Origin of the sequence: Prosthecobacter sp., from assembly GCF_034366625.1 — a bacterium.
In the GTDB taxonomy this organism is placed as follows: Bacteria; Verrucomicrobiota; Verrucomicrobiia; order Verrucomicrobiales; family Verrucomicrobiaceae; genus Prosthecobacter.
Map to the genome: position 1 here is coordinate 136,849 of NZ_JAXMIH010000028.1, position 12,389 is coordinate 149,237.

The 12,389-nt window shown below is 59.4% G+C and carries 12 protein-coding genes; 6 read left to right on the forward strand and 6 right to left on the reverse strand.

Going from position 1 to position 12,389, the window contains the following annotated elements; translation table 11 throughout:
- The first annotated feature begins 7 nt into the window (after nt 1–7).
- Nucleotides 8–1,339 (forward strand): neutral/alkaline non-lysosomal ceramidase N-terminal domain-containing protein, encoded by a 1,332-nt coding sequence (locus U1A53_RS25705; RefSeq protein ID WP_322284764.1) that lies wholly within the window; start codon nt 8–10, stop codon nt 1,337–1,339.
- A gap of 31 nt (nt 1,340–1,370) precedes the next feature.
- On the opposite strand, the gene U1A53_RS25710 is transcribed toward U1A53_RS25705, so the two are convergent.
- On the reverse strand, nt 1,371–1,682 hold the full coding sequence (locus U1A53_RS25710) for a hypothetical protein (RefSeq protein WP_322284765.1): 312 nt from the start codon (nt 1,680–1,682) through the stop codon (nt 1,371–1,373).
- Between the two features lie 204 nt (nt 1,683–1,886).
- Between U1A53_RS25710 and purM the strand changes: the two genes are divergently transcribed.
- On the forward strand, nt 1,887–2,888 hold the full coding sequence (purM, locus tag U1A53_RS25715) for a phosphoribosylformylglycinamidine cyclo-ligase (protein WP_322284766.1): 1,002 nt from the start codon (nt 1,887–1,889) through the stop codon (nt 2,886–2,888).
- Between the two features lie 62 nt (nt 2,889–2,950).
- Here purM and U1A53_RS25720 read toward each other — a convergent pair whose 3' ends face one another.
- The 3 genes from U1A53_RS25720 to U1A53_RS25730 all read right to left on the reverse strand — a co-directional run bounded on the left by U1A53_RS25720 (nt 2,951) and on the right by U1A53_RS25730 (nt 6,458).
- Nucleotides 2,951–4,357 (reverse strand): vanadium-dependent haloperoxidase, encoded by a 1,407-nt coding sequence (locus U1A53_RS25720; protein ID WP_322284767.1) that lies wholly within the window; start codon nt 4,355–4,357, stop codon nt 2,951–2,953.
- 145 nt (nt 4,358–4,502) lie between these two features.
- Nucleotides 4,503–5,201, reverse strand: coding sequence for a hypothetical protein (locus tag U1A53_RS25725; protein WP_322284768.1), 699 nt, complete (start codon nt 5,199–5,201; stop codon nt 4,503–4,505).
- Nucleotides 5,202–5,528: 327 nt separating this feature from the next.
- Nucleotides 5,529–6,458 carry an IS1595 family transposase gene (locus U1A53_RS25730; protein WP_322284770.1) on the reverse strand — a complete coding sequence of 310 codons (930 nt, stop codon included), beginning with the start codon at nt 6,456–6,458 and terminating at the stop codon, nt 5,529–5,531.
- Between the two features lie 124 nt (nt 6,459–6,582).
- Between U1A53_RS25730 and U1A53_RS25735 the strand changes: the two genes are divergently transcribed.
- The 4 genes from U1A53_RS25735 to U1A53_RS25750 all read left to right on the forward strand — a co-directional run bounded on the left by U1A53_RS25735 (nt 6,583) and on the right by U1A53_RS25750 (nt 10,542).
- Nucleotides 6,583–7,284, forward strand: a complete 702-nt coding sequence (locus U1A53_RS25735) for an SGNH/GDSL hydrolase family protein (RefSeq protein WP_322284771.1) — start codon at nt 6,583–6,585, stop codon at nt 7,282–7,284.
- 64 nt (nt 7,285–7,348) lie between these two features.
- Nucleotides 7,349–8,641: a diaminopimelate decarboxylase gene (lysA, locus tag U1A53_RS25740; RefSeq protein WP_322284772.1), complete on the forward strand. Its 1,293-nt coding sequence runs from the start codon at nt 7,349–7,351 to the stop codon at nt 8,639–8,641.
- A 33-nt stretch (nt 8,642–8,674) separates the two neighbouring features.
- Nucleotides 8,675–9,598, forward strand: coding sequence for a methylenetetrahydrofolate reductase [NAD(P)H] (metF, locus tag U1A53_RS25745; protein ID WP_322284773.1), 924 nt, complete (start codon nt 8,675–8,677; stop codon nt 9,596–9,598).
- The gene (locus U1A53_RS25750; RefSeq protein ID WP_322284774.1) at nt 9,595–10,542 is read left to right on the forward strand and encodes an ROK family protein; all 948 of its coding nucleotides are present in this window, start codon (nt 9,595–9,597) and stop codon (nt 10,540–10,542) included. Before metF ends, U1A53_RS25750 begins: the two co-directional genes overlap by 4 nt.
- A gap of 471 nt (nt 10,543–11,013) precedes the next feature.
- Here U1A53_RS25750 and U1A53_RS25755 read toward each other — a convergent pair whose 3' ends face one another.
- Together U1A53_RS25755 and U1A53_RS25760 are read right to left on the reverse strand one after the other, a co-directional pair.
- Entirely contained in the window at nt 11,014–11,523 is a 510-nt protein-coding gene (locus U1A53_RS25755; RefSeq protein WP_322284775.1) for a hypothetical protein, read from the reverse strand.
- A 217-nt stretch (nt 11,524–11,740) separates the two neighbouring features.
- Nucleotides 11,741–12,328, reverse strand: a complete 588-nt coding sequence (locus U1A53_RS25760) for a GNAT family N-acetyltransferase (RefSeq protein ID WP_322284776.1) — start codon at nt 12,326–12,328, stop codon at nt 11,741–11,743.
- Between the last annotated feature and the right edge of the window lie 61 nt (nt 12,329–12,389).

Genomic DNA, 12,389 nt, shown 5'->3' on the forward strand with positions numbered 1-12,389 from the left:
ACCACTCATGAAATGCATCCTCCTCGCGCTTATCATTCTGCCACTCGCCGTCTTTGCCGCAGACACCACTCGCCAAGTCGGAGCGGCTTCGGTGGACATCACGCCGGACTATCCGGTGCGCCTCAGTGGCTATGGCGGACGTCGTTTGCCGAACACCGGCGTGTCGCAGCATATCTTTGCCAAGGCGCTGGCGATTGGCAGTGACGAAGAAGGCCCGGCGGTGCTTGTCACCGTAGATAACTGCGGCGTGCCGGCCTCCATGCGGGATGAAGTGCTGCGTCGCCTCGCGACGAAGAGCAAGGTGATCGGCGAGCATTTCGCGATCTGCTCCAGCCACACGCATTGCGCGCCGATGTTGATTGGCGTGCTGCCGAATCTGTTTGGCATGGACATCCCGGCGGAGCATCTGCCAGCCATCGAGCGCTACACACGCGAACTGACCGACCACATCGAAAAAGTCGTGCTGGCGGCCCTGGCGGACCGAAAACCGACCACGTTGGCATGGAGTGTCGGCAAAGTCGGTTTCGCGGCGAATCGCCGCAGTTTTCCCATGAAGCCGGTGGATCACGATCTGCCTGTTTTGTGTGCCACGGGCGCGGACGACAAGGTGCGGGCGATTTTCACGAGCTACGCCTGCCATTGCACGACCATTGGCATCGACGAGATCCACGGCGACTGGGCTGGATGCGCGCAAGAGGCGCTGCAACGCGAGTTTCCAGGAGCGATCGCACTCACGGCACTCGGTTGCGGCGCGGATCAGAATCCAAATCCGCGCCGCACGATGGAACTGGTGAAACAATACGGTGAAGATCTCGGTGCCGAGGCCAAACGCCTCGTGCAAGGCGACCTCAAGCCGGTGAATGGCCCGCTAGAATGCCAGGCGAAGCAGATCGAGCTGGCCTACGACAAATTGCCGACGCATGAGGAATGGGAGACTCTGGCGGCCTCAAAGACGCCAGCGATTGCGTATCACGCGAAGAAGAACCTCGCCCGTTTGGACCGTGGCGAGAAGCTTCCGACACAACTGCCTTACCTCGTGCAGCGCTGGAGCTTTGGCGATGACATGGCGATGGTCTTCCTGCCCGGCGAGATCACCGTGGATTACTCTCTGCGCATCAAGCGCGAGTTCGACCGTGCGCGCATGTGGGTGAACGGCTACTCGAATGACGTGCCGTGTTATGTGCCCTCGCGCCGCGTTTTGGATGAAGGCGGCTACGAAGGCGCTGGAGCGATGGTTTATTATGATCGTCCAACCAAGTTCGCGCCGGATGTGGAGGAGCGCATCATGGGAGCGGTGCATGAGGTCATACCAAAGGCGTTTCTGGCTCCCAAGCCCTGAAGCACGAATCGCCCGCTTTGCCGGTCGATGTTCAACGAACGCCGGTGCCGTTGCACCAGCGGCACACTTCCCAGTGGTATTTGTTGACCAACTGGCCGTTGGAGTCGGATCCCCAGGCATCCTGGCGTTTGACCTGTCCCTGTCCGGCGCAGTGGGTGCAAGAAGAAGAGGAAGAGCTGCCGGAACTGGAGCTGTAGGAGGAGCCGCCTGAATCCCCATCACGATTAATGTCGCCAATGCCAGTGCGCACCATCCAGTCCTGGGCACCTTGGGGCAACAACCCACAGCCGGCCAAGGCGACGGTGGTGAACGCGATGAGAGCCAGGCAATGGATGGATTTCATAAGGATGATGAATGGGTGGAATGACGCCTGACATGGGCATCATCCACACTGGGGTGTGCCTGTCAGTCATTATATTTGGCAGGCGAGGCAAGAATCGTTTCAGGCGGGAAGCACAGCCTTGCAGCCTCTTTCACACTTCAGAGCGATGAGTTTCCGTTTGAGCCGTCCCGGCTTTCGGGCTAGTCAGCGGGCCACCTTTCCCCCATGAGCAGCCCCTCCGCACACACTTACAAAGAAGCCGGCGTCGATATTCACGAAGCAGCGTCGCTGGTTGATGACATCGGGGTGCTGGTGAAGCGCACGCAGCGCAACCGCAAGCTGGCGAATCCCTTCGGCCTGTTCGCCGCCGCCTACGACCTCAGCGGCTACAAGCACCCCATGATTCTCACGGGCTGCGACGGTGTGGGCACGAAGATCGAGCTGCTGCTCAAGCACGACCAGCTCGAAGCCGCCGGCAAAGACCTCGTCGCCATGAACGTGAACGACGTGCTCACCACGGGGGCCGATCCCATCATGTTCCTCGACTACGTCGGCATCCCGAAAATCGACAAGCGGCAGATCACCCGCATCATCGCCGGCATGACGGAATACCTGGAGGCCTGCAACTGCATCCTCGCAGGCGGTGAGACGGCCGAGATGCCCGGCATGGTGCCCGAAGGCATGGTGGAGCTCAGCGGCTTCGCCATCGGCGCGTGTGAAAAGGAGGACATGCTCGATCCCGGCACCATCGCCGCAGGTGACGTGCTCATCGGCTGGCCCAGCGCGGGTTTCCATGCGAACGGCTTCAGCCTCGTGCGCCGCATCATCGAGAAGGAAAACCTCCAGTTCAGCGAGGACGAAATGCGCACCCTGCTGCTGCCGACGCTGCTCTACCATGAGCAGACGAAGGCCCTCAAAGCCGCTGGCATCAAGCCCAAGGCCATGGCGCACATCACCGGAGGTGGTCTGCCGGAAAATCTGGGCCGCATCTTCCTGAAGCGCGGCCTCGGTGCGAACCTGCGCATTCCTTTCTGGCAAAACGACGTGGTGCAGAAGGTGCTGCGTCATGCGGACCCGAAGGATGCCTTCGACACCTTCAACATGGGTCTCGGCTGGGTGGCGATTGTTTCTCCCGACGACGCCGACAAGGCGCTGGGCTGCGGCACGGGCGCGAAGATCATCGGCACGATGGACACGAGTGCGCAAGTGAGCGTGGAGATCGTCTGAGGCAGGTAGCGGGGGCATTCCTGCCTCCTTATCAAACCACAGACGGGGCAGGAATGCCCCGGTTACAGAAGACGTGAACGGCGGCGCAGCATGAAGGCCACGCCCGTGCATAGGATGAGCATGGCGCTGCCGGGTTCCGGCACGGGCTGGAAGTAGCTGTTGAAGACATTGTCCGCCACATTCGCTCCCAGAACCTGACCTTCGGTGTTGTCCCAATCCCAGTGAATGCCGCCGTAGATGCGGCTCATGCCGGCTTCCGCAGCAGCCTCGCTGAAACTGGTGTAATCACGGGTGTAGCCTAGCGGCAGGAAGGGCGACTCGGTGTCTGTGGTGAAGGCGATGTCGTCGGTGCCGAAGAACTCCGCGAGAATGGTCGCCGCCGCCATGCTGAAGGCGCTGTGGCCGCTGGTGTAGGCGGGGAAGGACGGCGTGGGAATCAGCGGTGCCCATGCGGCGTCTTCGAGCGTGTCCCCATTGCCATCGGTGCTGGCGGTGTTGATGGCGATCATGGGCCGCCAAAAGTCATAAGCACGCTTCGCATCCCAAGTGGCAATGCCCACGTCCGCTTCGGCGAGATTGAGCAGGGCAAAGAGGCGCGCATTATCCTCCACACTCAGGCCCATGCTGGCGGAAATGGTCTGTGCGATGCGATTCCAGTGGCCCGGTGGCGAGGCCGTGCCGGGGCCATCCACCCAGAAGTAGGCGATGTTGGTCTGGTCGGTGGTGCGGGTGGAACCAGTGGACACGCCAAGGCTTTTCACCTGATTGAAGCCATCGGTGTAGGTCTGGCTGCCGACGAGCGAGGCGAGATCATTCGCCTGATAGCCTGCAATGGACGTGGGGCGGAACTGGTCGCCGCTGGTCATGGTGAAGGGGGTGACGTATCCCCATTCCGACCTCAAAAACGTGCCGGTGGAGGATCCCCAAGCACCGGCGGTGGTTCCAGGTTGCCAGGCACCGGCGGTGCCGAGCGGTTGCGTCGAATACGTCGAAGTCGCGTTCCAGCCGTCGCCGGCACGTGCCGTGATCATCGCCTGCGCGGCGGCGATGCCCACCTCAATGCCGCGAGTCTTCGCCTCACCATCGGCGATGCCGCTCATCTGTGTGTTGTAGAGGCTGGTGAAGTTCGTCAGATGGGTGTTTCCAGCCCCATACAAGTCGGTGTAAATGGACTGCATGACCGTGTTCGCGGCTGCGGCAGCCGCTGCGGTGATGTCGATGCTGCTGCCAGCGGTCGTGGGATCGAAGTAGCCGTGGTAGCCGGTGTGGGTGCGGTTGATGGAGTTCACGGCGTCAAACATCGCCGCTCCCATCATGCCCATGGTACGGGAGTTGGTGGGCGGAGTCGCCGAAGTGGACTCAGCCTTGAAGGTCTGCCGCATCAAAGCATTCCAGTCTGTGATCACGTCCGCCCGCAGGCTGGTGCAACCGAGCAGGGCGCAAAGGGTGATGTGTTTGAAGAGACGCATGGAGTGGGAGAGTTGGCTAAACCGTTATTTACCCACCAATTATATAATTTCCACAAATATTGTCAATAAACCTCGGGATTATCCCTTTGGCATACGTTTCTGGAACACTTCTCCGAAATGGAGGTGGTTTGTGAGTAGCGAAATCTCAACGCCCGGGAAGAGGTGCCATTCCAGCAGGCTTTGGTGGCAAGCGAGCAAGCTGCTGCTCCTTCTGCAAAGAAGCGATGCAGGCGTTAGCCGCGTCGAGTTTTTTCGTCAATTCTACTGTTTCATTGTTGGCATCGGCCAGTTGTTGGAACGTGGAGCTAAAGCTAGCGCGCACTATCTCCAATTCCCTCTCCGCCTCGCTGGCGCGAATCTCGCTCATTGTCTGGTTTCCGGGCGTCCAGTTGTGAGACCCTGCGTATGCGAGTCCCTTCTCGTTAGGGGCATAAATAATGTGGCCTTGAGCGGTTTTGCCAATCCGGTCGATAAGGTGAAAATCGATTTCCAATTCTCGCAGAAGCCCCTGCGCGTTCGCTTGAGAAATAGAAAGCTCGTTCGAGACCTCCATAAAAGCCCCCTCTTTGAATTTGAACAGGAAACTAAGAACAGAGCGATGCTGGCCGCAATTCTGAAGAATATCAGCAGGCTTCTGAAGCGCTTGGCTCACCGCTTCCAAGGATGCGAGTTGCTGCTCTTTTTCAGAAAGCTCCCCCTCCAAGACATCGACCCTTAAAGCCCTCTCCGATGCCAACTCCAATGCAATCCGCGAAGTTTCCTTTGCGTTCAGCCACAGCACCACAAAGACTGTCGTGGCTCCGAGTGCTGATAAAAACAGCGTTTCTGCTGTGTGTCGCGACAAACAGTCTGTTAGTGCTGGCCACCACGAATCCCGAAACCACGCTAGGATTGCTAGGAGCACTGTCCCTGATCCTCCTGCTATCCATTCCACCGTGTCTGTGCGCAATGATTGCCACACGCGTTGTCGGAGCCGGTCAGGAAGATCATCGCTCATATCCAACGAGCGTAGGGAGCCAATCCGACCTTGGCAATCCCAAACCCAAGCCCTAAAATGCACCCATGCCCACGAAGCCCAAAACCACCCTTCGCCAAGCCAGAGAGAGCGGCGACCTTGAAGCGTTCATCAAGGAGCGCAAATCCTCCGCGCCAGCCAACAAGCCCCGCCTGCTCAAGACGCTTGAGCAGATGGAGAAGGCTGAACGGCCAAAAACTCGGAAACGAGGCGCGGAAACATCTCTTTAGGGATGTGCCGGTTGTTGTGCCGGAACTCGAACTCCTTCGCGTATTTCTTCAAGTGCTTGCGGCTCACGTGCATGTGCGTGCTGCGAACGCTGTCCTTGAAGATTTTCCAGAACGATTCGATGCCGTTCACATGGATTTCGCCACGGGCGTATTCCCTCGCGCCGTGCTTGACGGTTTCGTGCTTGAAGCCGCGTGTTTTCAGGATGCGATAGGAGCGGTGTTCATCGGTGTGGATTGTGGCGTCGGAGGCCACGTTGCTTTCAATGTGCGGAAGCAGCGTCTCGCGCTTCGCGTCGGAAACCACTTCCGTGATGATGTCGCCGTCGCGTTCCATCATGCCAAAGAGCAATGTCTTGTTTGGTTCGCCGCAGCCGGGCAATCCTCCCGCCACACGCCCGCCGATAACGGTCTCGTCAATTTCCACGATGTTCTCAAGGATGCGGTCACCGTCCACGTCAGCCATGTGCTTGCGGATCTCATGGCCCATACGCCAAGCGGTCTTGTAGGTGACACCAAGCTGGCGCTCCAGCTCCTTTGCGGACACACCATGCCGGGACGTGGTGAACAGGTAGATGGCGTAAAACCAGAGCTGCAAGGGCGTGTGGGAGGCTTCAAACGGCGTTCCCACGGTCGGGTGGATGTGATGGCCGCACCACTGGCAGGAAAAGGCGCGCTCGGCTTGGATGCGATACCACTTGGCCGAACGCTCGCATTTGGGGCATGCGTGGCCGTCGCCAAAGCGGTTCTTGAAGACGTGAGCCAAACAGGTGTCGTCATCGGGGAACAGTTGGAAGAACTCGCGGACGGTGATGCTGTCCTGGCCCCTCTTTTGGAACTTCACGTCTTTTTTCTTCATGCGCCAACCCTAGCGCATTCGTTACCGTATGTCAAAGGGATAATCCCGATAAACCTTAACGGTTTAATAACCTGAAGATAGAAATCCTCGCCCTCGACTGTCTCCACAGCTTCCCATTCCACCCATGCGCCTTCACACCTCCCTGCCCTGCCTCGCCCTGCTTTTCGGCCTCATCCATACCACGGGCGCTGCCGACACTCCTGCCGCCAAAGCTCCACAGGCCAAACGCGCCCCGAATCCGACCATGGCCCCCATTCAAGATGTGGCCGGGCTGCCTCGGGTGCTGCTCATCGGCGATTCCATCTCCATCGGCTACACCGTGCCGACCCGAAAGCTGCTGGAAGGCAAGGCCAACGTCCACCGTATCCCGACCAACGGCGGTCCGACCAAGAACGGTGTCGCGAACATCCAGAAATGGCTCGGCACCGGCAAATGGGACGTGATTCATTTCAACTGGGGCATCCACGACCTCAAATACATGCCCGATGGCAAACGCCAGGTCGAACCCGCAGACTACGAAGCCAATCTGCGCAGCCTCGTCGCTACCCTGAAAGCCACCGGTGCCAAGCTGATCTGGGCCACCACGACGCCGATTCCCGAAGGCGAACTCAACCCGCAGCGTAAATTCGGCCAGGTGCCCGAATACAACGCCATCGCCGCCAAAGTGATGGCCGAGAACGGTGTCGCCATCGACGACCTCAACGCCCACATCACCCCGCACCTCGCCACGATGCAGAACCCGCGTGATGTGCATTACACAGCGGCAGGCAGCGAGCATTTGGCCCAGAAAGTCGCAGAGGAAATTGGCAAGGCGCTGGCGAAGTAGCTGCATTCTGGCGTCGCAGGCCGGTTGCGCCGGGGTGAATCCCGCTTATCTACGCGGCCCGCTTATGCACAGCTTTCATTACCACCAAGGCCAGTTGTTTGCCGAAAACGTCCCGCTTCAGTCGCTCGCCGAACAGCACGGCACACCGCTGTATGTCTATTCCAAGGCCACCATCACCGGCCACTTCACGCGTCTTGATGCGGCTCTTTCCAAGCTGAACCACCTCATCTGCTACGCGGTGAAGGCGAACTCGAACCTCGCCGTGCTCAACACCATCGCCAAGCTCGGCGGTGGCTTTGACATCGTTTCCGCCGGCGAGCTCTACCGCGTCATCAAGGCCGGTGGCGATCCCGCGAAGTGTACTTTCGCCGGTGTCGGCAAAACACGCGACGAGATCGAATACGCCCTCAAATCCGGCATTTACTGTTTCAACGCCGAGTCCGAGGCCGAGCTGCACTACATCAACCAAGTCGCCGGGGAACTCGGCCTGCAAGCGCCTGTGGCCGTGCGCGTGAACCCGAACGTGGATGCGAAGACGCATGCCAAGATCACCACCGGCAAGAGCGAGAACAAGTTCGGCATCGATTTCGACCAGATCCTCGATGTGTATGCCCGCGTCGCCGCCGACTGCCCGAATCTCGTCATCAAGGGCCTGCAAATGCACATCGGCTCGCAGCTCACCAATGTTGATCCCTTCCTCGAAGCCGTGCAGAAGGTCATCCCGCTGGTGAAGCAGGTGAAACAGAGCTACGGCATCGAATTCTTCAGCATCGGCGGCGGCATCGGCATCAATTACAAGCAGAGCCTCGACTCCGGTGATTCCGCGTGGTGGCAGGAAAATGCGGACACGCATCCGCTGACCGTGCAGGCTTACGCCGACGCCGTCGTGCCGCATCTCGCGCCGCTCGGGCTGCGCATTCTTTGTGAACCCGGCCGCTTTATGGTCGGCAATGCCGGCGTGCTGCTCACCAAGGTGCTCTATGAGAAGCGCGGCTCCGCCAAGATCTTCAAGATCGTCGATGCCGGCATGAACGACCTCATCCGTCCGACACTTTACGAAGGCTGGCATCAAATCACGCCATTGAAGCAGCCGACGACCGATGCGCTCGAAAAAGTCGATGTCGTCGGACCCATCTGCGAATCCGGCGACTTCCTCGCCCAGAACCGTGAACTCCCGCTCGTCAAAGAGGGTGAGTATCTCGCTGTGCTCAGCGCCGGGGCCTACGGTTTCACGATGGCCTCGAACTACAACACGCGTCCCATGCCCGCTGAAATCCTCGTCGATGGTGACAAGGCCACTGTCGTGCGTGAACGTCAGACGCTTGACGACGTGCTCAAAGGCGAACACATCGCCTGAGACAACTGAGAACCGAGTACTGCGAACCACTAGATGCACATCGCCGACATCCTCAAAGCCCAGCGCCCCACGCTGTCGTTCGAGTTCTTTCCCCCAAAGACCGCCGAGTCATCGGAGGCGTTGTATCGCACCATCGGCGAACTCGAAGCCTTCAAACCCTCGTTCGTCAGCGTCACTTATGGAGCAGGTGGTTCCACGCGTGAACTCACGCACGATCTCGTCGTGCGCATCAAAACGACGACTTCGCTCGATCCCATCCCGCATCTCACCTGCGTTTGCCACAGTGAAGCCGACATCGCTGGCATCCTCGAACGCTATGCGAAGGCCGGGGTGAGCAACATCCTCGCTCTCGGTGGCGATCCCCCGCAGAGCCTCACCGGCTACGACCGTGCGAAGGATGCTTTCCAGCACGCCGCTGATCTCGTGGCCTTCATCAGGAAGTTCATCGACACGGGCGCGCATCCTGATCCGCGCGGCTTCGGCATCGGCGTCGCCGGTTTCCCCGAAGGTCATCCCACCACGCCGAACCGCGTGCTGGAAATGGATTATCTCAAAGCCAAGGTCGATGCCGGCGCGGACTACATCTGCACGCAGTTGTTCTTCGACAACCACGACTTCTACGACTTCCGCGAGCGCTGCCAGCTCGCTGGCATCAACATTCCCATCATCGCCGGCATCATGCCCATCACCAGTGCCGCCGGCATGCGCCGCATGGCCGAACTGGCCGCCGGGGCGCGTTATCCGGCCAAGCTGCTGCGTGCCATCCAGCGCTGCGGTGGTGACGAGGCCGCCGTACAGAAAGTCGGCATCCACTACGCAACCGAGCAGTGCCATGACCTGCTCGATCACGGTGTCGATGGCATCCATTTCTACACCTTGAACAAATCCCACGCCACGCGCGAGATCTACTCCAGCCTCGGCATCCGTGACTCCGCCGCCGTGCGTCCGCAATCATGAGCGAAGAACTGCCCCTCATCGCCGCCATCGAGGCAGGCGGCACGAAATTCGTCTGCGCCGTCGGCACCGGGCCACATGACGTGCGCGAAGTCACCCGCATCGCCACCACCACGCCCGAAGACACGCTCGCCGGGGTGACTCGTTTCCTCTCGATGGCAAAATCGAAGCACGGCCCCTTTGCCGCCATCGGCATCGGCTCCTTCGGACCCATTGATCTCGACAAAAACAGCGAGACTTACGGCTACATCACCTCCACGCCGAAACCCGGCTGGCAGTTCACCAACATCGTGCCGAAGCTGCGTGAGCGTTATCACGTCCCCATCGCCTGGGACACCGATGTGAACGCCGCCGTGCTCGCCGAATTCCTCTGGGGCGCTGGACAAAACACGGATCCACTCATCTACATCACCGTCGGCACCGGCGTTGGTGGTGGCGTGCTCATCAACGGCCAGCTTCTGCACGGATTGTTGCATCCCGAGATCGGCCACCTCCTGGTGCCACCACCGCACAACTCCACCGCCGTTCAGCAGGCCTGCCACTGCCCGTTTCACAAGAGCTGCGTCGAAGGCTACGTCAGCGGCTCCGCCCTCGCCTCCCGCTGGGGTGTCAAAGCCGACGCCCTGCCGCCCGATCATCCCGCCTGGGAGGAAGTCGCCGATGTCATGGCACATGCGTTGATGAATCTGACACTCAGCCTCTGCCCCAAGCGCATCATCCTCGGCGGCGGCGTCATGAGCCAGGAACACATCCTGCCCTTGATCCGCGGCCGCCTCCTCAAACTCAACAACGGCTACCTCCGCGTCCCCGAACTCGGCCGTACCATCGACGACTTCATCGTCGCCCCAGGTTTGGGAGCACGCTCAGGTTTGCTTGGGGCGCTGGCGCTTGGGAAGTATGAGTTGGATCGGCATTTGAATGATACTAATAGCGCTCCAATCGTCTGAGATAGTAACAGGCAGATTGAAGTTCTATGAACGGCAGCACAGCGGAACCCTGCACCAAGTGTGGTTCTCGCGACTTCGGCATCTGGACTTCAGCGTCCACCGGTAAGATTCACCGTTACTGTCGCCCGTGTCGCCGAATCCGGGCTGCCGCATACTCCGCTCGCAAGAAAGCAAGCCAATCGAGCCATACTCAAAGCGCATGGCTCGCCAAATTGGCCATGTTTGATCACTGTCCGATCTGCAACCGCCTTTGGAGCAAAATCCCCGCGCGACCAGATCTGCGTTATCGTCACATATGGACCAAGGATCACATTATTCCCCTCGCTCGGGGAGGCACGGACCACATCGACAATATACAACCCGCCTGCTATCAATGTAACTCAGGCAAGTGCGACGGCAGAACTCCCAAAAACCGAGGTATGTAGCCCCTATATTCGGACGGCAGGATGAACTCCACTGCTGGCACAATGTTCATTCCAGCCATGTGAAAAGCCTCTGGTAGCCGTCGAACTCGAGCTTCCAGCCTCTTGATCTCAAAAAGGGGTCACTGAGGCCGGCTTTGCCGCCGGTCGCGAATTTGCAGTCATCCAGCAGGATTCCAGCGGGCCGCTGGAGTTTGCCGTGGGCCGCGCCAACCTCGGCAAGCTGGTGCAACTGACACGGCAACGGATTGTTGGGGTTGTGATCGAAGGAATCGAAATAAATGAAATCAATGGGCTCGCTGCGCTGGGAAAGCGCGATCACCGAGTCCCCGATGTGAAAATTGGCCGAATCCTGCAGCCCGAAGAGACTCAGCAGCTCACGTGCCCGCGCGACATGGTTGGGATCCTTGTCGTAGGAGTCGAAGACACAGCCGAGCTCCCTGGCCAGCAGCGCGAAAATGACCGTGCTTTGCCCGTCATGGCCGCGGTTCTCGATGTGCGCCTGTGTCGTGGCGGCCGGCTGTCCGCGAAAGCATCCGGTCTCGACGATTCTTCGCATCTTGTGACGGATGATGAACTCCGCAGCGAGGCGGAAAGATTTTTGCCTCGTGTTCCCCGCAAGCAACTCCACTTGCTCTAGCAGTTCTGTCTCTTGCATGTTCGTTGGATGTCGGAGGTTGTGAAAATGCCAGGCAGGAATGCCTGGTCAGAGTGATCGCCGTCGGGCTGAAGATCAATGAACATCTGACACGAACACCCAACAGCTTGAGATCCGTTCACGCCGCCCTCTTCGTCCAAAACGTCAGCGTCTTCGGTGATTCGGCCGCCTCACCTATCTCCTTCCACACAAACGTGGCCTGCAACTCGGGATGCTTCACATAGCCTTGGCTGCGCCAGAAGTCGTCGAGCGGGCGGTATCCTGCGGGACGCAACGGATGATGGGCGGTGCGATCCACAGCGCAGAAGGTGCTGAGTTTCATGCCCAAGGCTTGAACATGGGCCTCACGACGAGCGAAGAACTCCTTGCCGATGCCCTGACCACGATACTCGGGTAGCAGGATGGATTCGCCGAAGTAGCAAATGGTGGCGAGATCGTAACCGGCCTTCACAAAGGCCACCTGAAACTCCGGGCCTTCATCCAGCATCGGCAGACAGGTGGTGGCACCGACGACACGATCACCGTCGAAGGCCAGCACGACCAGACTGCTCTTGGATTTCAGGTAGGTGCGCAGGTACTCGCGTTCGTAGTCGAGGCTGCCGTCGTAGAGATACGGGAACTCGCGAAACACGGTGATGCGCAGGGAGCCGAGCGCATCGAGATGCGGTTCGAGTTCGGGGCCGTGGAAGTTTTGGAGACGAAGCATCGGGAAGTGCAGTGTCCTGATTTTAACAGGAGATAACGAAGTTAACGGAGGCCGGATTGAT

Bases quoted from the DNA above. Each gene is read 5' to 3' on its own strand.
- U1A53_RS25705 (WP_322284764.1), top strand. From the start codon at position 8: ATGAAATGCATCCTCCTCGCGCTTATCATTCTGCCACTCGCCGTCTTT.
- U1A53_RS25720 (WP_322284767.1), bottom strand. From the start codon at position 4,357: ATGCGTCTCTTCAAACACATCACCCTTTGCGCCCTGCTCGGTTGCACC.
- purM (WP_322284766.1), top strand. From the start codon at position 1,887: ATGAGCAGCCCCTCCGCACACACTTACAAAGAAGCCGGCGTCGATATT.
- U1A53_RS25730 (WP_322284770.1), bottom strand. From the start codon at position 6,458: ATGAAGAAAAAAGACGTGAAGTTCCAAAAGAGGGGCCAGGACAGCATC.
- U1A53_RS25735 (WP_322284771.1), top strand. From the start codon at position 6,583: ATGCGCCTTCACACCTCCCTGCCCTGCCTCGCCCTGCTTTTCGGCCTC.
- lysA (WP_322284772.1), top strand. From the start codon at position 7,349: ATGCACAGCTTTCATTACCACCAAGGCCAGTTGTTTGCCGAAAACGTC.
- U1A53_RS25750 (WP_322284774.1), top strand. From the start codon at position 9,595: ATGAGCGAAGAACTGCCCCTCATCGCCGCCATCGAGGCAGGCGGCACG.
- U1A53_RS25760 (WP_322284776.1), bottom strand. From the start codon at position 12,328: ATGCTTCGTCTCCAAAACTTCCACGGCCCCGAACTCGAACCGCATCTC.
- U1A53_RS25710 (WP_322284765.1), bottom strand. From the start codon at position 1,682: ATGAAATCCATCCATTGCCTGGCTCTCATCGCGTTCACCACCGTCGCC.
- metF (WP_322284773.1), top strand. From the start codon at position 8,675: ATGCACATCGCCGACATCCTCAAAGCCCAGCGCCCCACGCTGTCGTTC.
- U1A53_RS25755 (WP_322284775.1), bottom strand. From the start codon at position 11,523: ATGCGAAGAATCGTCGAGACCGGATGCTTTCGCGGACAGCCGGCCGCC.